The 20,582-nt window shown below is 67.2% G+C and carries 16 protein-coding genes; 12 read left to right on the top strand and 4 right to left on the bottom strand.

Annotation, left to right across the window (positions count from 1 at the left end; genetic code table 11):
• Nucleotides 1-20 precede the first annotated feature (20 nt).
• A complete protein-coding gene (locus tag ABD231_RS07930; protein ID WP_344147337.1) occupies nucleotides 21-914 on the bottom strand; it encodes an AraC family transcriptional regulator in 894 nt (297 codons plus the stop codon).
• A 105-nt stretch (nucleotides 915-1,019) separates the two neighbouring features.
• Here ABD231_RS07930 and ABD231_RS07925 point away from each other — a divergent pair, with 105 nt between their 5' ends.
• From ABD231_RS07925 to ABD231_RS07905, 5 genes are read left to right on the top strand one after another with little or no spacing between them, the layout of a single operon-like run.
• Nucleotides 1,020-1,937, top strand: a complete 918-nt coding sequence (locus ABD231_RS07925) for an NAD-dependent epimerase/dehydratase family protein (RefSeq protein WP_344147334.1) — start codon at nucleotides 1,020-1,022, stop codon at nucleotides 1,935-1,937.
• Nucleotides 1,938-1,991: 54 nt separating this feature from the next.
• Nucleotides 1,992-3,500, top strand: a complete 1,509-nt coding sequence (locus tag ABD231_RS07920; protein WP_344147331.1) for a PstS family phosphate ABC transporter substrate-binding protein — start codon at nucleotides 1,992-1,994, stop codon at nucleotides 3,498-3,500.
• Between the two features lie 9 nt (nucleotides 3,501-3,509).
• On the top strand, nucleotides 3,510-4,262 hold the full coding sequence (locus ABD231_RS07915) for a metallophosphoesterase (RefSeq protein WP_344147328.1): 753 nt from the start codon (nucleotides 3,510-3,512) through the stop codon (nucleotides 4,260-4,262).
• Nucleotides 4,263-4,293: 31 nt separating this feature from the next.
• A complete protein-coding gene (locus ABD231_RS07910; protein ID WP_344147325.1) occupies nucleotides 4,294-5,172 on the top strand; it encodes a hypothetical protein in 879 nt (292 codons plus the stop codon).
• A gap of 23 nt (nucleotides 5,173-5,195) precedes the next feature.
• Nucleotides 5,196-6,644: an MFS transporter gene (locus ABD231_RS07905; RefSeq protein ID WP_344147322.1), complete on the top strand. Its 1,449-nt coding sequence runs from the start codon at nucleotides 5,196-5,198 to the stop codon at nucleotides 6,642-6,644.
• 924 nt (nucleotides 6,645-7,568) lie between these two features.
• On the opposite strand, the gene lpdA is transcribed toward ABD231_RS07905, so the two are convergent.
• Nucleotides 7,569-8,966 (bottom strand): dihydrolipoyl dehydrogenase, encoded by a 1,398-nt coding sequence (lpdA, locus tag ABD231_RS07900; RefSeq protein WP_344147319.1) that lies wholly within the window; start codon nucleotides 8,964-8,966, stop codon nucleotides 7,569-7,571.
• Nucleotides 8,967-9,139: 173 nt separating this feature from the next.
• On the opposite strand from lpdA, the gene ABD231_RS07895 reads away from it, so the two are divergent.
• Both ABD231_RS07895 and ABD231_RS07890 read left to right on the top strand, forming a co-directional pair.
• Complete coding sequence (locus ABD231_RS07895; RefSeq protein ID WP_344147316.1) at nucleotides 9,140-11,263, top strand: peptidoglycan DD-metalloendopeptidase family protein; 2,124 nt, start codon at nucleotides 9,140-9,142, stop codon at nucleotides 11,261-11,263.
• A 53-nt stretch (nucleotides 11,264-11,316) separates the two neighbouring features.
• A complete protein-coding gene (locus ABD231_RS07890; protein WP_344147313.1) occupies nucleotides 11,317-11,778 on the top strand; it encodes a PGPGW domain-containing protein in 462 nt (153 codons plus the stop codon).
• Here the strand turns inward: ABD231_RS07890 and ABD231_RS07885 are convergent.
• Nucleotides 11,746-12,924 carry an FAD-dependent monooxygenase gene (locus tag ABD231_RS07885; protein WP_344147309.1) on the bottom strand — a complete coding sequence of 393 codons (1,179 nt, stop codon included), beginning with the start codon at nucleotides 12,922-12,924 and terminating at the stop codon, nucleotides 11,746-11,748. The genes ABD231_RS07890 and ABD231_RS07885 overlap by 33 nt on opposite strands.
• A gap of 92 nt (nucleotides 12,925-13,016) precedes the next feature.
• On the opposite strand from ABD231_RS07885, the gene ABD231_RS07880 reads away from it, so the two are divergent.
• A complete protein-coding gene (locus tag ABD231_RS07880; RefSeq protein ID WP_344147306.1) occupies nucleotides 13,017-13,703 on the top strand; it encodes a TetR/AcrR family transcriptional regulator in 687 nt (228 codons plus the stop codon).
• Here ABD231_RS07880 and ABD231_RS07875 read toward each other — a convergent pair.
• The gene (locus ABD231_RS07875) at nucleotides 13,684-14,598 is read right to left on the bottom strand and encodes an AraC family transcriptional regulator (protein WP_344147303.1); all 915 of its coding nucleotides are present in this window, start codon (nucleotides 14,596-14,598) and stop codon (nucleotides 13,684-13,686) included. The genes ABD231_RS07880 and ABD231_RS07875 overlap by 20 nt on opposite strands.
• Nucleotides 14,599-14,718: 120 nt before the next feature.
• Between ABD231_RS07875 and ABD231_RS07870 the strand changes: the two genes are divergently transcribed.
• Genes ABD231_RS07870 through ABD231_RS07855 form a run of 4 tightly spaced genes read left to right on the top strand, consistent with a single transcriptional unit; the run spans nucleotide 14,719 to nucleotide 20,539 of the window.
• Nucleotides 14,719-17,478: a family 78 glycoside hydrolase catalytic domain gene (locus ABD231_RS07870; RefSeq protein ID WP_344147300.1), complete on the top strand. Its 2,760-nt coding sequence runs from the start codon at nucleotides 14,719-14,721 to the stop codon at nucleotides 17,476-17,478.
• A gap of 30 nt (nucleotides 17,479-17,508) precedes the next feature.
• Nucleotides 17,509-18,834 (top strand): ABC transporter substrate-binding protein, encoded by a 1,326-nt coding sequence (locus ABD231_RS07865; RefSeq protein WP_344147297.1) that lies wholly within the window; start codon nucleotides 17,509-17,511, stop codon nucleotides 18,832-18,834.
• The gene (locus ABD231_RS07860; RefSeq protein WP_344147294.1) at nucleotides 18,828-19,691 is read left to right on the top strand and encodes a carbohydrate ABC transporter permease; all 864 of its coding nucleotides are present in this window, start codon (nucleotides 18,828-18,830) and stop codon (nucleotides 19,689-19,691) included. The genes ABD231_RS07865 and ABD231_RS07860 overlap by 7 nt, the downstream gene beginning before the upstream one ends.
• On the top strand, nucleotides 19,688-20,539 hold the full coding sequence (locus ABD231_RS07855; protein ID WP_344147291.1) for a carbohydrate ABC transporter permease: 852 nt from the start codon (nucleotides 19,688-19,690) through the stop codon (nucleotides 20,537-20,539). Before ABD231_RS07860 ends, ABD231_RS07855 begins: the two co-directional genes overlap by 4 nt.
• The last annotated feature ends 43 nt before the right edge of the window (nucleotides 20,540-20,582 follow it).

Below are 20,582 nucleotides of genomic sequence, written 5' to 3'. Positions count from 1 at the left end.
AGCCCTCCCCCGGCGCGTCATCATGCGGTAAGGCGGGTACGGCGGTACTCCCCGGGAGCGACGCCGTACTCGCGCTTGAACGCCTTGGCGAGTGCGAACTCGGTCCCGTACCCGATCTGCGCGGCGATCGCGCGCAGCGGCGCATCGGAATCGTGCAGCCGGCGCGCGGCCAGCGTCATCCGCCACCAGGTCAGATAGCCGAGTGGCGTCCGGCCGACCGTGTCGGTGAACCGCTTGGCGAAACTCGACCGCGACAACCCGGACAGCGAGGCGAGCTCAGCCACCGTCCAGGGATGCTGCGGACTGCCGTGGATACCGTGCAGCGACGCCATCAGCACCGGGTCGGCCAGCACTGTCGCCCAGCCCTCGGTGGCCCGTTCGTCCGCGAACCAGGCGCGCAGCACGAACATCAGCAGCATGTCGACGAGTCCCGCCAAGATCGCGGACGAGCCCGCTCGGGGATCGCTGAGTTCGCTCGCCAGCAGGTCGATCGCCGCGCGCAAGGACGGATGCCGGCCGGACAGATGCACGACCTCCGGCAGTTCGTCGAGGAGCGGATGGCTGCTCGATCGGTCGAAGTAGTACGCCGCGCACAGCAGCTTGATCGCCGGGCCCTGCGCCCCGACCGCATCGGCCGCCGGCGCGGTGTCGAACTGGAACTCGGTCAGCGAGCTGTCCGGGTGGTCGGCCAACGCATAGCCCGCACCGTGCGGCACGAACACCACGTCGCCGACGCTCAATCGGATCGGCTCGCCACGCGCCGGAAGCAGCCAGCACGACCCTTCGAGCAACACGTGGCACCCGGCACCATCGCTCGGCGGGAACCGGATCCCCCACGGAGCCTGCTCCTCGGTTCGAGCCGCGTGCGGACGTCCGGTTCGCAGGGCAGTCAGTACGTCGCTCAGCACGTCCACGTCCTCAGCTTAGACGGCTGGATATGTCGCGGAGCGTTGTGACCATGTCCGTGGCGTGAGTTGCCTTCGTAGGGTCGAGCTCCAACAACTCTTCGGGAGATGCACATGACCTTCTCTGTCGTGGTCGGCGCCGGCGGGACCGGCCGGGCCTTGGCTCGGCTGCTCGCGGACGATGGTGAGCGCGTCAAGCTCGTCACGCGGAGCGGCTCCGGCCCGGACCACCCGGGAATCGAACGTGTCGCCGCCGACGCCACCGCAGTCGACCAGCTGACCAGCCTGTGCGAGGGCGCAACCACGCTCTACAACTGCGCGATGCCGTCGTACGACCGGTGGCCGAGCGACTGGCCACCACTCGCGGCCGGCATGCTGACCACCGCCGAGCGCACCGGCGCGGACTACGTCATGCTCGGCAATCTCTACGCGTACGGTCCGGTCGCAGGCCCGATCACCGAGAACCAGCCCTCGGCGCCGACCACGGTCAAGGGTTCGGTTCGCGCACGGATGTGGGACGACGCCTTGGCCAGTGACGCCCGAGTGACGGAGATCCGCGCGAGCGACTTCCTCGGCCCGGACACCATGTCGGTCTACAACCTGATCGTTCCGCCGGCCGTGCTGGCAGGTGTCGCCGCCGCCTATCCCGGCGAGCTCGACGTCGAGCACAGCTGGTCGTACGTCGAGGACACCGCGCGCACGATGATTGCCGCTGCTCGCCATGACGATGCCTGGGGACGCGCCTGGCATGTCCCGTCCACCTCGACCTTGCCGGTCCGCGCTCTGACGGTGGAATTGGCCAGGCTCGCGGAGGCGCCGACTCCGCAACTCACCAGCATCTCGCCGGCCGAGCTCGAACGGCTCGGTCAGGACGACCCGATCATGGCCGAGCTGATCGAGATGCAGTACCTCGACAACGATCCGCTGCTGCTCGACGCCACCCACACCTCGGCCGTCCTCGGCGTCTCGGCGACCCCACTCGAAACCGTGCTGACCCAGACGATCGAGCGCCTCCGCGTCATCGCGCGGTAAGCGGGCGTTCACCGCGGGCGAGTAGCGTCCTGCCTTCGCTGAAGTGGGGGCACGTTGTTCGACTTCTCTGGTTTCGCGTCCGTCAATCTCGAAACCGTCATCGCTGCCGTTGCCTTGATCGGTACGGCGATCGCCTGGCTCGTCGACCGCTATGTCCTGCGGCGCAAGCGGCTGGTCTACCGCGTGCAGGTGGACGCGCGGATCGGGGTCTATCCGCGGGCCGATCAGACCCAGCGGATGGTGGATGTCGAGGTCCGTCACCAGGGGTCGGTGGTGACGGATCCGAGCATCGTCCTGCTGCGGCTGGACAACGCCGGTGGGATGGACATCGGCCCGCAGGACATGCACGAGAAGGTCGCCTTCGCGTTCCCCGACCGGAAGATCGTCGGGCTGAAGGTGACCGAGGCGCACCCGAGTTCGCTCGGCGAGATGCTCGAACGGCGGCTGTCACCGGCGAACTTCGTCGACACCAGCAAGCTCGTGTTGCCGCGGATCGCGATCAATCGGGGCGACCATTTCAAGTTCCTGCTGGTGCTGTCGGGGACCGGTCAGGGCGTCAGCCACTCGGGTTACCTGGCCGGCGGCTCGACCGGTGGCGGGGTGTACCACGAACCGCGGCCGCGCGGACCGGGTCGCCGTACGCTGCTGTTCGGCGCGCTGTCGCTGATGCTGGTCGGGGCGCTCGTCGCGTTCTTCCTCGTCGACGTGCTCAAGCCGCCGGACGACTGCTCGTCCGGTCAGCTCCGGGTGATCGGCTCGACCGCGGTGGAGCCGACGATGCGCGAGCTGCGGACGGCCTATGCCGCCGAGTGCACGAACGCCGACATCACCATCGCCGCGAACGGGAGCCGCAGCGGCGTCCGCAGCCTCGCCGAACTCGGCTCAAAGGATGCAGAGCAGGCGAGCCGGCAGATCGCGATGTCGGACGGCCCTGCCGAGAGCGCGCCCGAGCTGCGCGGCGAACCGGTCGCGGTGGTCGTGTTCGCCGTGGTCGTCAACCGATCGGCCGATGTCACCGGGGTCAGTACGACGCAGTTGCGCGACATCTACAGCGGCAAGCTCACCAACTGGAAGCAGCTCGGCGGCCGCGACCTGCCGATCCGGATGGTCAGCCGGGTCGGTCCGGATTCGGGATCGCGCCGGGTGTTCCGGGAGAAGGTTCTCGCCGGTGATCAGGAGCTCGGGATCTCGTCCGACGACTGTGCTCGCGACGACGACGCGGTCGCGAAGTACCACCGCTGCGAGGTCGGTACGACGGAGGAGCTGCTCACCCGGGTCAACGAGATCGACGGCGGCATCGGGTACGCCGAACTCGGCAGCGCGCGGAAGTATCCGCAGATCTCGATCGCGACGATCGACAAGGTCGCACCGGACACCGCGAAGGTGGAAGACCGGTCGTACCGGTTCTGGGAGGTCGAGCACGCCTACACCTACAAGACGCCCGACCCGAAGTCGCTCACCGCGGCGTTCCTCGACTACATCGGCTCGACGCAGGCTCGTCCGGTCCTGGAGCGCGGCGGACTCGTCCCGTGCAGCGATCTGCCGACCGGGTTCTGCGGTTAGGGTCGAAAGATGATCGTCATCGCACACCTCAGTGACCCTCATCTGGACGGGACCTCCACGCCCCGCGATCGGCTGCGACGGATCACGGCGTACCTGCGCGAGTTCAGTACGCCGGTGGACGTCGTACTGGTGAGTGGGGATCTGGCCGATCACGGACTGCCGGCCGAGTACGACGAACTGGCGGCCGAGCTGCCGACCGGCGTACCGGTGTTCGTGCTGCCGGGGAACCACGATGTCAGCTCGCCATTGCGGGTCGGGCTTGCCGACTACCTGGACTCCCCCGGTGACGGGCACCCGATTCATCAGCTGCGCGAGGCTGCCGGTGCGCGGTTCGTGTTGGTCGACAGCACGGTGCCTGGTGAGGACCACGGCTTGCTCTCCGAGGACTCGCTGGCCTGGTTGGACGCCGTACTGCGGGAGCCGTTCGACGGCCCGGTGTTCGTGGCGATGCACCACCCGCCGCTCGTCATGCACCACCCGGTGATGGACCAGTGGCTGCTGCGTTCGCAGGAAGCGCTCGAAGCCGTCCTCGTCGACAAGACCGTCACCGCGATCCTGACCGGCCATGTGCACAACCCGGTCGTCACCACCTTCGCCGGTCACCCGGTCCTGGGCGCACCTGGCATCCGGTCGACCGTCACGCTCCCCTTCGAGCCTGCCCCGGCCAGCGGGACGATCGTCGACACCGACGCCGCTCCCGGACTCGCGCTGCACATCCACTACCCCGGTGAGCCACTGCAGACCTTCTACCGCTTCCCGTGACAATGAATTCCGAGAATGCCACTATCTGCGCATGACGACGAATTATCTGGGCTCCGGCGCCTATTGTTATGCGAATTCCCTGGCAATGATCATTCGCGACGTACCGATGACAGCGGTCGAGGTGCTGACCGGTTCGCCGTTCGGTGCGCAGATCGAGGACACCGGGCTGCCTTGGTTCGATCCGCCCGGCTGGCAGCCTGACCTCGGCCTCGACCGAGCCATCGACCTGCTCGGCTGGACCTGCCAGCGGACGTCCGGCGGATCTGCTGAGGAGGCCTTGGCCAGGCTGCGCGAGAGTTGCCCAGCGCTCGTCGGCCCGGTCGACATCGGCCTCCTCACGCACCAGCCGTGGTCGCCGGGCAAGGCCGTCGGCGGTGACCACTGGGTGGTCGTCGTCGAGGTCACGGATGACGTGGTTGTCTTCCACGATCCGGACGGATTTCCCTATGCCACGCTACCGATCCGGCAGTTTCTCGAAGCCTGGCGAGCGGACGAGATCACCTCGGTAGAAGGCTCCTACATCCTCCGCACCGACTTCGAGCGCCAGCGCGAAGTCTCCGTCGAGGACGCCCTGCGCGCGTCGCTTCCACACGCTCGCGACTGGCTGGCTCGCGACTCACAGCAAGCCGTCGAACAGATGGCCGCGCTGCTCGCCGCCGAGGACGACGGCATCCGCGGCCACCTGGCCGGTCTCGCGGGACCGGCCGGCGTACGGCGTCTCAACGATGCGTCGATCTGGTTGGCTGCGATCGGTCAGGCCGAGGCCGCAATTGTTGCCGCCGATCTTTCCCGAACGCTCGGAAGTCTGCAATTCGCCCTCACCTCACGCCAATTTCCCCAGGCCGCCGAAATTCTCGCCGACCTCGCGCCTGGGTACCCGAAACTCCGCGCGGCCTTGACCTCAACTTAAGTTGAGGGTTGATGCTCGTCGGCATGACATCAACCAACGTTGAGGTTGTCCGTGCCGGGCGACGAGAGTGGGTCGGGCTGGGCGTGCTCGCGCTGCCCGCCCTGCTCGCGTCGCTCGAACTGACCGTGACCCATCTCGCCCTCCCTTCGATCGCGGCCGACCTGCACCCCAGCGGTTCCGAACTGCTCTGGATCGTCGATGTCTACGCGTTCCTGCTCGCGGGCTCGCTCATCACGATGGGCACACTCGGCGACCGGATCGGCCGGCGCCGACTGCTGCTCGGAGGCGCTGCCCTGTACGGCGTCGCCTCCGTGCTGGCCGCATTCGCCAACGGACCCGGCGTACTGATCGCGGCCCGGGCTCTGATGGGTGTCGCCGGGTCGACGCTGATGCCTTCGGTGATCGCCTTGGTCGCCGCGATGTTCAAGAACCCGGCCCAGCGCAGTGTCGCGATCGGGATCGTGGTCGCCAGCGTTTCCGGAGGTACCGCGATCGGGCCGCTCGTCGGTGGCTGGCTGCTCGACAGCTTCCACTGGGGAGCGGTGTTCCTGATCGGCGTCCCGATCATGGTCGCGCTGCTCATCGCAGGTCCACGGCTGCTGCCAGAGTACCGCGCTCCGGGCGGCAAGCGACTCGATCCGCTGAGCGCGGTGCTGTCGATGGCTGCGATCCTGCCGATCGTCTACGGGCTCAAGCACCTGGCGGCAGACGGGTTCGCCTGGCAATGGCTGGCCGCTGTCGCTGGTGGAGTGATCCTTGGCGTCGTGTTCGTCGTCCGGCAGCGTCGGCTGCCCGATCCGATGATCGACCTGCAACTCTTCACCAGTCGCGTCTTCAGTACGGCGTCGATCGCGCTCGGTCTGGCGATCTTCGTTCTCTGGGCGGTCAACTACGCGATCGCCCAGTTCTTGCAGCTCGTGCACGGACTCGATCCGCTCACCGCGGGTCTCTGGACTGCACCTTCCGCCGTCGGCACGATCGCGGGATCCCTCCTGGCGCCACGACTGGCTCGCCGGATTGCCCCGGGCACAGTCATCGCGGGCGGACTAACGCTGGCGGTCGCAGGTTTCGGCGTACTGATCGCAACCGGCCCACTCCCCCTACTCGTCACCGGCTCGATCATCATCTCGGCCGGTCTCGCGCCGACCATGGCGTTGGCCACCGACCTCATCATCGGCGCCGCCCCCACCGAGCGCGCCGGCACCGCCGCAGCCATCGCCTCGACAGCTCCCCAGCTCGGTGGCGCACTGGGCATCGCCCTGCTCGGCAGCCTGATCACCGTCGCCTACCGCCACCAGACCGGCGCAACCGACCTCACGCGCGAAGCCCTCGCCGTACCAGCGGCCCGCGATGCCTTCACCGACGCCTTCCACCTCTCAGCCGCCGTCAGCGCCGCCCTCCTCCTGGCCACCGCCGCCCTAACCGCCCGCCACCTCCGCACCCCACCAAGTCCCGACCCAGTACAACGTTGAGCACGGCTCAACCACGTACGCGGCCAAACGATGGTCGACCGGTGCTCAAGGTGCCCCAGCCAGCCGACCTAGAGCATGGCTCAACCATGCACGCCGCCAAACAATGGGCAACGAGTGCTCAAGGTGAGCCAGCCGGCCAACCTTGAGCACGGCTCAACCGTCTCGACGGGGGTCATGTGGTTGATGGGTGCTCAAACTGACTCGCGCCCGCGATCTCGGGGTCCCGGGCTGCCCGGATGCGTTATCCGATGGATTCTCGTCACCGAGTCCCCCAAATCCATCGGACAGCGCAGATCTCGACCATCCCGCACCCCAGCCAGAGCCCGTCAGCCCCAGGCAACGTGGAACCGCGGTCGCCGACCTCGCCATCCCGCCCAGCCATCTACTCGGCTCGCCCTGTGGTTTTTGTCGGCCGCCTTTGGCGGTCGAGTCGGGGGTGCAGGCCGAAAGGTTCTCGGCCGGGGACGTGCGCTGTGGCTGATCACCACTTCCGGCCGACTACAAAGACAGCATGGCTGGGCGCCGCGGTGGCCGAGGTGGATGGCGAGGTCGGCGACCGCGGCTCCACGTTGCCTGGGGTTGCCGGGCTATGGCTGGGGAAGTTGAGTTCCCGTCGCCTGACAAGTGACCGTCGCTGGAGAGTGGGGTGGATGTTCGCCCTGACCGGCCCAGTTTCCTCCCCAAACCGGTTCGGGGAGGGGATCGCACCGTCCGCGGAGGATGTGGGGAGGAACCACCCCCCGAATCCGTCGCAGATCCACCCCAAAACGGTTTGGGGATGGGGATTCGGCAGCCGCGTTCTCGTGACTTCCCTAATGTCCGAGCGTCCGGAGACGGGCTCTCCGGTCTTTCGGACGTTAGGCGGTGGTGGGGTGTGCGAACGGGCGCCGGCGGAGGGATCCGCGGGCGCCCGGTCGGGGGTGATCAGAAGTTGATCATGTGGCCTTCGAGGCCGTGGAAGGCTTCTTGGAGGGCCTCGGACAGGGTTGGGTGGGCGTGGACGTTGCGCGCCAGTTCCTTGGTGGTGAGGTCCCACTTCTGGGCGAGGGTGAGCTCGGGGAGGAGCTCGGTGACCTCGGGGCCGATCAGGTGCGCGCCGAGGAGTTCGCCGTACTTGGCGTCGCTGATGACCTTGACGAAACCGTTCGGGTCGTTCAGGCCGTGGGCCTTGCCGTTGGCGGTGAACGGGAACTTGGCGACCTTCACCTCGTGGCCGAGCTTCTTCGCCTCTTCCTCGGTGTACCCGAAGCTGGCGATCTGCGGCTGGCAGAAGGTGGCGCGCGGGATCATGGCGTAGTCGAGCTCCATGGTCTCGTGGCCGGCGATCGTCTCGGCGGCGATCACGCCCATCGCCTCGGCGGCGTGCGCGAGCATCAGCTTCGCGGTGACGTCACCGATGGCGAAGATGTTCGGCACGTTGGTCTTGCAGAGACCGTCGATACCGATCGCGCCGCGCTCGGTGAGCTGTACGCCGGTTTTGTCGAGGCCGTAGCCGTCGACGCGCGGCTGGAAGCCGATCGCCTGCATGACCTTGTCGGCCTCGATCGTCTTCTGCGCGCCGTCCTTGCCGGTCACCGTCACCTTGACCGACGAACCGGAGTCGTCGATCGAGTCGACCCGGGTGGAGGTGAGGACGTCGACACCGAGTTTCTTGTAGGCGCGGGCGAGCTCCTTGGAGACGTCCGGGTCCTCCAGCGGGACCATTCGGTCGAGGAACTCGACGATGGTGACCTTGACGCCGTAGTTGGCCAGGACGTACGCGAACTCGACACCGATCGCGCCGGCACCGGCGATCACGATGGAGCCCGGCAGGTCCTCGGTGAGGATCTGCTCCTCGTAGGTGACCACACGGTCGGACAGCTGGGTGCCCGGCAGCAGCTTGGTGGTGGCGCCGGTGGCGATGATGCAGCTGCCGAAGGTGACGGTCTCCGAGGAACCGTCGTTCAGCGTCACGTCGATGGTGTTCGCGTCGGTGAACGAGCCCCACCCGTCGAACTCGGTGATGCTGTTCTTCTTCATCAGGAAGTGGACGCCCTTGACCCGGCCGTCGGCGACCTTGCGGCTGCGCTGGACGGCGGTCGGGAAGTCGAAGCTGACCTCACCGCTGATACCGAAGGTCTTCGCCTCCGTCCGGAAGATGTGCGCGAGCTCCGCGTTCCGCAGCAGCGCCTTACTGGGGATACACCCCACGTTCAGGCAGACACCGCCCCAGTACTTCTTCTCGATGATGGCGGTCTTGAGCCCGAGCTGAGCCGCGCGGATCGCCGCGACATACCCACCCGGACCTGCGCCGAGGACAACAACGTCAAAGTGCGAGGCCATGACCTGAACTTTAGTCGGTCGCCCCAGCACAGTGACGATCGGGCAGGCTGGTGGTCCAATTGGTCACACTGCGTGAAGTGGGGTTTCGTCAGGACCGTTCGCGGCTTACGCTGGGGCAGCGCGGGGGCTCGTCCGGCCTGCGCAAGTGAGGCGAGACGACAATGGGGAGCCTGATGGTTCTGGGGAACCGTCGGGGGCTGCGGTTCGCGGCGCTCGGCACGGTGCTGGCAGTGGTGGCGCTGCCCGCCTATGCCGGCACGCCCACGCCTCCCCCACCTGCCTCCGTCACGGACGTCAAACGCTCGCTCGAGCAGCTCCAGGCCGAGGCCGCCGTACTGCAGGCTGATTTCGCCAAGGCGACCATCGCCTACACGAACGCGCTCAAGGCGGCCGAGGCTGCTGAGGCCGCCGCCAAGAAGGCCGAGACCACGGCGAACAGCTCCACCGGCCGGGCCGACGAGGAGCGCCGCAAGCTCGGTGTGATCACCGCGCAGGCCTACCAGCTCGGCGTACCGACTCAGCTCGGTGCGGAGTCGATCCTGTGGTCGCTGGCGCCGGTCGCGGAGAACCTGCAGGAGATCGCCGACCGGCAGACCGCGATCCAGCAGCTCGGTACGACGCAGACCTCGCAGTACAACAAGGCCATGAACGCCGGCGCGGAGGCCGACAAGGCCAAGGCCGAGGCCGGCAGCAAGCGCGGCGCTGCCAAGGCCGCGGCGGAGCGGGCACAGCAACTCGGCAACGAGGTGAAGCAGAAGGCGGCCGATGCCGCGTCGCGTGCCATCGACCAGCTCCCGGAGCTGGACGGCGCGTCCGAGCTGTCGAGGCAGCTCCAGCTGGCCCGCAACCAGCAGGCGCTTCTGCGCTGGCAGGCCTACCTGAGCGAGCTCACCACGGCCAAGGTGGCGCTACCGCCCGCCGCCACGATCAAGAACCCCGCCACGCTCCCGGCCGGCCTGAGCCCACTCGTCGCCGGTGGTCAGCCGGTCCCCGGGGCAGCATCGGTGACGGTCGGCGGCAAGACCCTTCGGGTGCTGTCGTCCGAGACGATCCGCGCAGTCAACCAGGCCTTCAACCTGGTCGGCCGCGCGTACGCGATCGATGCCAGCGGCCCCGACCAGTACGGATGTCTTGGCGCAACCCGCGCCGCGTGGGCGCCGTTCGCCAAACTGCCGAACACGATCAGCAAGGTCTACCCCGGCTACCAGCAGGTCCCGCCGGACCAGATCCAGCCCGGCGACATCATGCTGATGGGCAGCCGGTCGCTCGGCCTGGTCCACATCGGCATCGCCCTCGACAACGACGAGATGATCGCGTCCGACGAGTCCAAGGGCTCGGTCGTCGTGACGCCGGTCCCGCAGAACCTCTGGGCCGCCCTGCGCCCGACCCTCGGCGCCCCCACCAAAGCGCAGGTCGCGCCGACGGCAGGCACCAACGCGGTCAACTTCCGCTGCGGCAACACCGGTACGTCGGTCAATGTCGGCACCGGTGCGTGGACGTGGCCGCTCGCCGACGGGACCTACGAGATCGGTACGCCGTTCGGTCAGTCCGGCGCGATGTGGTCGAGCGGCTTCCACACCGGCCAGGACTTCCCGGCCTCGATCGGTACGCCGGTCCGTGCGGTCACCGCCGGCACTGTCCGGGTCGAGCACCCGAGCTGGGCCGGCAACCTGGTCCGGATCGATCACGGCGATGGGTTCGAAACCCTCTACGCCCACCTCAGCCAGGTCAACGTGACCGACGGTCAGCAGGTCGTCGCCGGTCAGCGGATCGGCGCGGTCGGCAGCGAGGGCAACTCCACCGGCCCGCACCTGCACTTCGAGGTCCGGATCGGCGGCGACCCGGTCAACCCGATGCCGTTCCTGGCCACCGGCTCCGCGACGACCGGCTGGGGCGGCTACAGCAACGGCATGATCCCGTCCAGCAAACTGTGTGCGATCGGCAACGGTCACATGCTGCGCTGCGACGCCGCCGCGGCCTACCTGCAGCTCGCCGGGTCGTACCGCAAGGCCTTCGGCAAGTCGCTCTGCATCACCGACTCCTACCGCTCGTACCAGGCCCAGGTCAGCCTGTACGCACGCAAGCCGTCCCTGGCCGCCCTTCCTGGTACGTCGAACCACGGCTGGGGCGTCGCGATCGACCTCTGTGGCGGCATCGACAAGTTCGGCACCACGCAGTACCGCTGGATGAAGGCCCAGGCCTCCGCATTCGGCTGGGTGCACCCGTCATGGGCCGAGCAAGGTGGCAGCCGCGAGGAGCCGTGGCACTGGGAGTTCGGCCGCGCCGCGCGCGCCTGATTCGTCAGCGTTATTTCCGGGATTTCGGCCGGGTCAGCACGTAGGGTGGTTCCGTGGCCGAGCAGCACGACAGTCCCGACCGCACTGATCACAACATCACCTTGGACGCTGAAGACGACCGGTGGGAGTGGCGGCGCCGGATCCGGGCGAATCCGAAGAAGCATCTGATCTACCGCATCGTGGTGGGCGTGGTCGGCGGTGTGCTGATCATCGCGGCTCCGCTGACCGGTTGGTTGCCCGGACCGGGCGGTATCCCGCTGTTCATCGCGGGTCTCGCGGTCCTGGCGAGCGAGTTCGAGTGGGCCCAACGGCTGCTCTACAAGGTCAAGGACTGGGTCAAGGCGCTGACCGCCTGGACCGGCAAGCAGCCCGCCTGGCTGAAGACGCTCGGCACCATCGCGTTGTTCTGCTGCGTGCTGATCGCGATCTGGCTCTACATGGCCGTGCTCGGCGTTCCCGGCTGGCTGCCGGATTCGTGGGAGTCATTCCTGCACAAGCTGCCCCTGCTCCACTGAGTAGTCCGGGAGTTCGATCAGCGTGCTCATCTTCTGAGCCAGCTTGATCATCTGCCGCAACAGGAACGGGTTGTTCAGCATCCGGTTGCGGGCGGTGATGGCGAACTTGCTCGGCGGTGCCATGAACCGACCTGACTGACTGCCGTCCTGGGTCGTCGACGTCGCCTTGCGCAACCTGGCCTCGTAGCGCTCGAACGCACCCTCGCGACCTACGCCCAGCTCCCCCGCCAGGACGTACGCCCCGACGACCGCCGTACCGGTGCCGAGTGCTCCGAAGGTTGCGCCGTACCCGGCGTCACCGAGCAGCACGACCCGGTTCGTCGACCAGCGGTCCACGTGCACGCGGCTGATCGAGTCGAAGTACAACTCCGTTGCCGACGGCAACGCCGCGAGCAGCTCCGGAACGCGCCAGCCGAGGTCGGCGAAGTGCTGGTGGATGATCGCCTTCTGCTGGTCGCGATCGCGTCGGTCATAGGTCAGCACCGGCGACTTGAAGACGAACAGCGTCCCCGCCAGCGACGGATCGCGCCTGTCCGCACCAACACCGGCCATCCGGCCAGGCACGTTGTAGAGCAACGAGTCCTCGACCGAGCCGAGCGTGTTCGGGACCTCCCAGCCAGCCACGTAGTACCCCAGATGACGCTCGGTCACCTGCTCAGTCGGCCACGCGAGCCTGCGCACCACCGAATGCATGCCGTCGGCACCGATCACCAGGTCGTACGTCTCCTCCAGCCCACTCTCGAACGTCACGTCCACCCCGCCCGGCGTCTCGTGCAGGCTCGCGATCGAGTCACCGAACCGGTACGCCGCTGTGTCGCGGCCGTGGTCGTACAGCACCTGGGACAAGTCGGAGCGCAGGACCTCGAGCTCGCCGCCCGCGAATTCGGCCGGCAACCGCATCAGCTGCCGACCCGACTCGTCGACGAACCGCATCGCCGTACCGCCGGTCTGTCGCTCGCGAAGATCCTTGAGGACGCCCATCCGCTCGAGGACGGTGAGGAACACCTCGCCCCGGAAGTCGACGGCGTACCCGCCCTTGCGTAGTGCGGGGGCGATCTCGACGACCGTGACGTCGTGTCCCGCGCGGCCCAGCCAGAGGGCGACCGACGGACCGGCCACGCTCGCTCCTGACACCAGAATCTTCATCGCATCTGCTCCTCACAGTTAACTGTGTCCGGTGGACACAATAATGTGTATGGTAGACACAGATCAACCGATCAGGGAAGGGCACCGCCGGGATGACCGAGTTGCTGTGGGGCACGGCCCAGCCGCCGAGTCGCGGTCCGAAGCCGGCGGTCACGCTGGCCGGGATCGCCGAGGCCGCGATCCGGATCGCCGATGCCGAGGGGCTCGACGCGGTGTCGATGCAGCGGGTCGCGGACGACCTGCCGGTCACCAAGATGGCGCTCTACCGGCATGTCCCCGGCAAGGCCGAGCTGGTCGCGGTGATGAGCGACCTTGCGATGGGCGCCCCACCCGAACGCCCCGAGCTCCCCTGGCGCGAGGCGCTGCACGCCTGGTCGATGGACCTCTACGAGGGATTCACGCGGCATCCCTGGTTACTGCTGTCGACTATCGGCCGTCGCTTGGTCGGTCCGAACGAGCTGACCTGGATGGAGCGCGGCGTCCAGGCGCTGACCGACTCCGGCCTGAACGGCAGTGAGCAGCTTGATGCGATCCTGGTGCTGGCCGGCCATGTCCGCACGCTCGCCTTGCAGACCACCTCACAGCCTGGCGGTCGTCAGGGACTCACCGAGGAGGCGTTCGTCGGGGCCTTCGCGGAGATCCTCACGACCCACGCCGATCGCTTCCCGAGCCTGGCCACCGCTCTGCAGTCGGCCGGCCAGAGCAACCAGGGGCTCGAGTTCGGTCTCGAGCGCATCCTGGACGGCCTGGAGCTGCTGATCACGAGCCGGAGGAGCTGACCTTCGACGTGACGAACCGCTTCGGCGTATTGAAACGTTGTCGATACGTGCTGGCGCTCAGCCCGAAGTGCGACTTGAACCGGCGGGCGAAGTAGTTCTGATCCGGCCAGCCGACCGCCTCCCCGATCCGGCTCACCGGCAGGTCAGTGTGCAGCAGTTGGACCGCTGCCAGCTCCACGCGATGCCGCGACAGATAGGCCATCGGCGGCAGTCCGGTCGCCGACTTGAACAGCCGCACCAGATAGCCCGGCGCCAGGTGCAGCTCCTGGGCCAGATCGGTCAGCGTCCACGGCCGCGCCGGGTCGGCCTCCAGCAACCGCATCGCATCCAGTACGGCGGGATGCGTCTGCGGACGAAGATCGTTGCGCTCGGCAACCGTCCGGGCCAGGCAGCTCAGGTACAGCGACAGCCAGCCGATCAGATCACCGCGATGCCGGCCGAGCGGCTGGTTGCGCAACGACCGGAGTCCGTCCAGATGCCGCTTCGCCTCGGCGAAGGTTTCGCCCTCCAGGTGTGTGCTCAGCACGCCGCGGCGCTGCTCGGAGAACGGTCCGGTCCACAGGAGATACCCGAGCAGCGGATCTTCCCGGGTCCAGGCCAGCTCACGCCGTACCAGGTCTGCCGAGAAGCAGCAGTTGTAGACCTCGAGATCGTCGCACTGCACGTACTCGTGCCACACCCCGGGCCGCAACAGGACCGCGTCACCTAGCTCCAGCCGCTGCCGCCCGGCCTGGCTGTGATGCACACCCGTGCCGCCGATCACCAGCGCGACCTCGAAGAAGCTGTGCGTGTGCAAGGGGTGCGATTCGGCGTGCAGATGCGGGCCCGCGTGCACGATCGCCCCGTCGATGAAGTGCAGCAGGGTGCCGCGATGCCGCACCGGCTCGTCGCCCATGCCTCACCATAGGGGCCGAGGTTCATTTCGTGCTAGGTCTCGTGCACTCCGGGCTAGTTCTCCGCGCCGGACCACAGCAAGCTGGCTCTGAATCGTTTCATTCGCAACGGTTGGAGCCTCATGCCGAATCTCGCCGCACCGAGCAGCATCCGCTTCGAACACCGGACCGACGTCCCGCTCGGACTGGGCACTGCCACCCCACGACTGTCCTGGCAGATCGCGACCGCACCCGCCGACTACGCGCAGACGGCGTACGAGGTCGAGATCACCGGTACGACGACGCAGTCGTACGTCGTGGAGTCCGCCGAGCAAGTGCTTGTCCCGTGGCCTGGTGAGCCACTGGCCCCGCGGGAACGCGTGGGTGTCCGGATCCGGGTGCGTGGTGCCGACGGCTGGAGTCCGTGGAGTGAGTCGGCTCGTGTCGAGGCCGGTTTGCTCAGTCCGGATGACTGGAGTGCGCGCTTCATCAGCCCGCGAGAGAACGCTCTCGGCTCTCCCGCTCCCCTGCTCAGCGCCTCCCTCGACCTTCCGGGTGACATCACCGCGGCCCGGCTCTATGTCACCGCGCACGGCATCTACATTCCGGAGCTCAACGGCAGTCGCGTCGGCGACGACGAGCTGGCGCCCGGGTGGACGGCGTACGAGCATCGGCTGCGCTATCAGACGTACGACGTGACGGATCTGGTCCAGGCCGGCGACAACCAGCTTGAGTTCCTGGTCGGCAACGGGTGGTATCGCGGGCGGCTCGGCTTTCGTGATCAGTCTCAGGTGTACGGCACGCGGCTCGCGGTTCTCGCGCAGCTTGAGGTCACCACTGGCGACGGCCGCGTTCACACCTTCGGCACCGATGACACCTGGAACGCCCGAGAGAGCGCGATCTTGGCCGATGATCTGTACGACGGTCAGCGCACCGACCTGCGCCGGGCACCGGGAACCGCCTCTCCTGTCGACGTTCTCGATGCCGATCTCGGGTTGCTCGTGGCCCCGGACGGGCCGCCGGTTCGGATCACCGAGAAACTCCCGGCGAGAGCGCTCTCTGTGTCTCCGAGCGGGAAGACGCTGATCGACTTCGGCCAGAACCTCGTCGGCCGCGTCCAGCTCACCGTGCGAGGTGGTGTGGCCGGCGACGAGATCGTCGTTCGGCATGCCGAGGTTCTTGAGAACGGCGAGCTCGGTGTGCGGCCGCTGCGCACGGCCAAGGCCACTGACACCTACGTGTTGGCCGGCCCGGACGAGGTCGTGCTCGACTCCCCGCTCACCTTCCACGGCTTCCGGTACGCCGAGGTGACCGTCGTACCGGACCTTCGCCTCGAGGATCTGACCGCGGTCGTCGTCGGCAGCGATCTGCGCCGGACGGGATGGTTCGAGTCGTCGAACGAGCTGCTGAACAAGTTCCACGAGAACGTCGTGTGGGGTATGCGCGGGAACTTCGTCGATGTTCCGACCGACTGCCCGCAGCGCGATGAGCGGCTGGGTTGGACCGGCGACATCCAGGTCTTCTCCCCCACCGCGAGCTTCCTGTTCGACACCGCCGGATTCCTCGGCAACTGGCTGGCCGATCTGTCGGCCGAGCAGATGAAGGACGGTTCGGTGCCGTTCGTCATCCCGGACGTCCTGCGCAATCCGGAACCGGCCACCGCCGCATGGGGTGACGCGGCAACGATCGTGCCGTGGGTGCTCTACCACCGGACCGGTGACGCGGGACTGCTCGCTCGGCAGTTGCCGAGTATGCGGGCCTGGGTGGACAAGTTGACGGCGTTGGCCGGTAGCAACCTGCTGTGGTCGGGCGGCTTCCAGTTCGGCGACTGGCTCGACCCGACCGCGCCGCCGGAGAACCCGTTCCGCGCCAAGGCCGATCCCGACGTACTCGCGACTGCGCATCTGGCTCGGTCGGCCGAGGTCGTTGCCCAGGCCGCCGAGGTGGTCGGGGACGCCGAGATCGCCGCGCAGTACGCCGACCTGGCGGCGCGCGTGCGGCAGGCATTCGCCGCCGAGTACACGACCGAAGGCGGACGCGTCCTGAGCGATGCCGCGACCAACTACGCGCTTGCTCTGCAGTGGGCGCTGCTCCCGACCGAGCACCAGCGGCTGCGGGCCGGTGAGCGACTCGCGGACCTGGTCCGTACCGCGAGCTTCCGGATCAGTACCGGTTTCGTCGGTACTCCGCTGATCGCCGATGCCTTGGCCGATACCGGACATCCCGACCTCGCCTACCGCCTTCTGCTGCAGACACACTGCCCGTCTTGGCTGTACGCAGTGACGATGGGTGCGACCACGGTCTGGGAGCGCTATGACAGCATGCTCCCCGACGGCAGCATCAACCCCGGCGAGATGACGTCGTTCAACCACTACGCCCTCGGCGCGGTCGCCGACTGGATGCATCGCCGGGTCGCCGGTCTCGCGCCGAAAGATCCGGGATACCGCTCTCTCGCGATCAGGCCGCTGATCACGGGACAGCTCGAGAACGCGTCCGCCAAGCACCTCACGCCGTACGGCGAGGCCGCGGTGGCGTGGCGTCGGAGCAACGGCGAGATCGCGCTCTCCGTGACCGTTCCGGTCGGCGCTCGCGCGCAGGTCGACGTACCGGGGTCGAGTGAGCCGGTCGAGGTCGGGCACGGTACCCACGAGTGGACGGCCGCCGACCCGTACGTCGGGAACGCGGAGCTGCCGGCGGATCCGACCGTTCGGCAGCTGATCGATCACGAGGCGACCTGGGGCGCAGTCGTGACCGGATCACTAGAGAGCGGTTTCTCGGCTGACGACGCCGTTCTGGCGGCGCGGCTGGAGCGCTATCTCGATCAGCCCGCCACCGGGCTCGCCGAGGCAGCGGGTGATCCCGCCGCCGTGAGGGCCGCTCTCGAGGCCCTTCTCAATCACTGATTCATCGCACCAATCCCCTAGGAGGTCATGATGACGTTCCGCCCAGACATGCGAGTAGCCGCCGTACTGGTGGCCGGCTCTCTCGCCCTGACCGCGTGCAGCGCGGGCAGTCTCGGTTCCAGTGACGACTCGGGTGGGGGCTCGGTCACGATCACTTACCTGATCGGCAATCAGGATCAGGACATCAAGACAGCCAATCAGCTGATCAAGGACTTCACCGCGAAGAACCCCGGGATCACGGTCAAGACCGAGACTCGCCCGGCCGGCGCCGAGGGCGACAACCTGGTGAAGACCCGGTTGTCGACCGGTGACATGCCGGAGGTGTTCGGCTACAACACCGGATCGCTGTTCCAGGCGATCGCGCCGCAGAAGAACCTGGTGCCGATCAGCGACCAGCCGTACGTGAACGACCTCGACGACAACTTCAAGAAGACGGTGACCGCCGACGGCCAGGTGTACGGCGTACCGACCGGCGGTTACCAGGGCGGCGCGGTGCTCTACAACATCCCCGTCTACACGAAGCTCGGGCTGAAGATCCCGACGACCTGGGCCGAGTTCATGGCCAACAACGCCAAGATCAAGGCGGCCGGTGGGGTCGCGCCGGTCATCCAGACCTACGGTGAGACCTGGACGTCGCAGCTGTTCGTGCTCGGCGACTTCCACAACGTGTCCGCCGCCGAGCCCGACTTCGCCGACCGGTACACCAAGAACCAGGCGAAGTACGCCACCTCCCCCGCGGCCCTCAAGGGCTTCGAGCACACCCAGGCCGTGCACGACGCCGGCTACGAGAACACCGACTTCGCCTCCGCGAAACTGCCCGACGGCCTGCGGATGCTTGCCCAGGGCAAGGGTGCGCACTACCCGATGCTGTCCGGTGCGATCGCGAACATGGTCGGCACCTATCCGGAGGCGGCCAAGAACGTCGGCCTGTTCGCGTTGCCTGGTGACGACGCGAGCAAGAACGGTCTGACGGTCTGGACGCCGAACGGCAACTACATCCCGAAGACCACCACCGGCGACAAGCTCGAGGCGGCGAAGAAGTTCCTCGCCTTCTTCGCCAGTCCCGAAGGGTGCGCCTCCCTGTCCAAGGCCGCGCCCCCGACCGGGCCGTACGCGGTCAAGGGGTGCACGCTGCCGACCGACGTACCGCAGGCGATCAAGGACATGCAGCCGTACCTCGACAAGCCGGGCGCATCCAGCCTCGCGCTGGAGTTCCTCTCACCCGTCAAGGGCCCGTCGCTCGAACAGATCACCGTCGAGGTCGGCTCCGGCATCCGGAAGGCCAAGGACGGCGCGGCCCGGTACGACGACGATGTGAAGAAGCAGGCGCAACAGTTGGGGCTGGCGGGATGGTGAGGGTGTACCGCCCCTACTCGAACTGGTTCTACCTGCCGACCGCACTGATCTACGGTGTGCTGTTCCTGGTCCCGACCTTCGCCTCGCTCTACTTCAGCCTGACCCGGTGGAGTCTGTTCGAGTCGAAGTTCATCGGGTTCGACAACTTCAAGCTGTTCTTCCAGGAGCCGGCGCTGGTCAAGGGCTTCACCAACACGCTGATCTACGCGGTCGTCACGTCCGGGTCGAAGGTCGTGCTCGGGCTACTGCTCGCGGTACTGCTCACCTCGCAGATCGTTGCCCGCGGCTACCTTCGGTCGGTGGTGTTCTTCCCGGTGCTGGTCTCGACGATCGGTGTCGGACTGACCTTCACCGTCTTGATGAACCCGGAACGCGGTCTGATCAACGGCGCGCTGAGCGTGATCGGCATCGACGGACCGGGCTGGCTGACCGATCCGAAGTGGGCGTTGCTCTCGGTGGCCGCGGTCGACGTCTGGAAGGGCGTCGGCCTGGCCACCTTGATCTACATCGCCGGCATCGTCTCCATCCCCCGCGAGTACGTCGAGGCTGCGCGCGTCGACGGGGCCGGTTCGTGGGAGACGTTCCGGCGGATCGTGCTCCCGCTGTCCCGCCCGGCCACGGTGACCGTGATCATCTTGTCGCTGATCGGTGGGCTGCGGTCGTTCGACCTGATCTGGGCGATGACCCGCGGTGGTCCCGGCTTCACCTCGGACGTGATCGCCTCGGTGATCTACAAGCAGTACCAGGCCGGTTTCTACGGGCTGTCGACGGCCGGGAACGTCGTTCTGTTCGTCGTGGTCACCGCGGTCGTGCTGCCGCTGTCGTGGTTCCTGAATCGACGGGAGGTGGAGCTGTGAGTACGGCGGAGTTGGTCAACCACCGGCCGGGTCGCAAGCTCGCGCTGAGCGCGGTCGCGATCGTCGCCTCGGTGGTCGTGTTCCTGGTCCCGTTCGCGTTCATCGTGCTGACCGCGGTCAAGGACCGGCAGCAGTCGGCACTGCTCGACTTCTCCTGGCCGGACCAGTTCCGGTTCGTGCAGAACTTCATCGAAGTGGTCGAGGCCCGCGACTACATGCTGGTGATCGCGTTCATCAACTCGACCATCCTGACAGTGGCCAGCGTGACCGGGATGGTGGTGCTGGCGGCGATGGCCGGGTTCGTCCTGCAACGCCGGAAGAGTCGATGGAACGGTTTCATCAACTTCCTGGTGCTGGCCGGACTCATCATCCCGCCGGCCGTCGTACCGACGATCTGGGTACTGCAGCAGTTCGGGCTGTTCCGGACGATGCCTGGGTTGATCCTGATCGAGATCGCGTATGGGTTGTCGTTCTGCATCCTGCTGTTTCGGGCGTTCGTGTCGACGATTCCGCGTGAGCTGGACGAGGCTGCGATCATCGACGGCGCCGGGCCGCTGCGGCTGTTCTTCGGGGTGATCTTCCCGCTGCTGCGCTCGGTCGTGGTGACAGTTGTGGTGGTGCAGTCGGTGAACGTCTTCAACGACTTCACCAACCCGCTCTACTTCCTGCCCGGCGACCGGAACGCGACTGTCCAGCTGACGCTCTACAACTTCTCGAGTCAGTTCTCCACGCAGTACAACCTGCTGTTCATGAACATCCTGCTGATCACGATCCCGCCGCTGATCATGTTCCTCTTCTTCAACCGCCAGATCGTCGCCGGGATGACGGCCGGAGCTGTCAAGGGCTGAGTCCATTCGACGTCGATCGAAGGTGTACCGGGAGCGACGCCCG

It is taken from the genome of Kribbella yunnanensis (genome assembly GCF_039529655.1).
GTDB classification, from domain to species: Bacteria; Actinomycetota; Actinomycetes; order Propionibacteriales; family Kribbellaceae; genus Kribbella; species Kribbella yunnanensis.
This window is presented reverse-complemented; position numbering and strand designations above follow the sequence as displayed.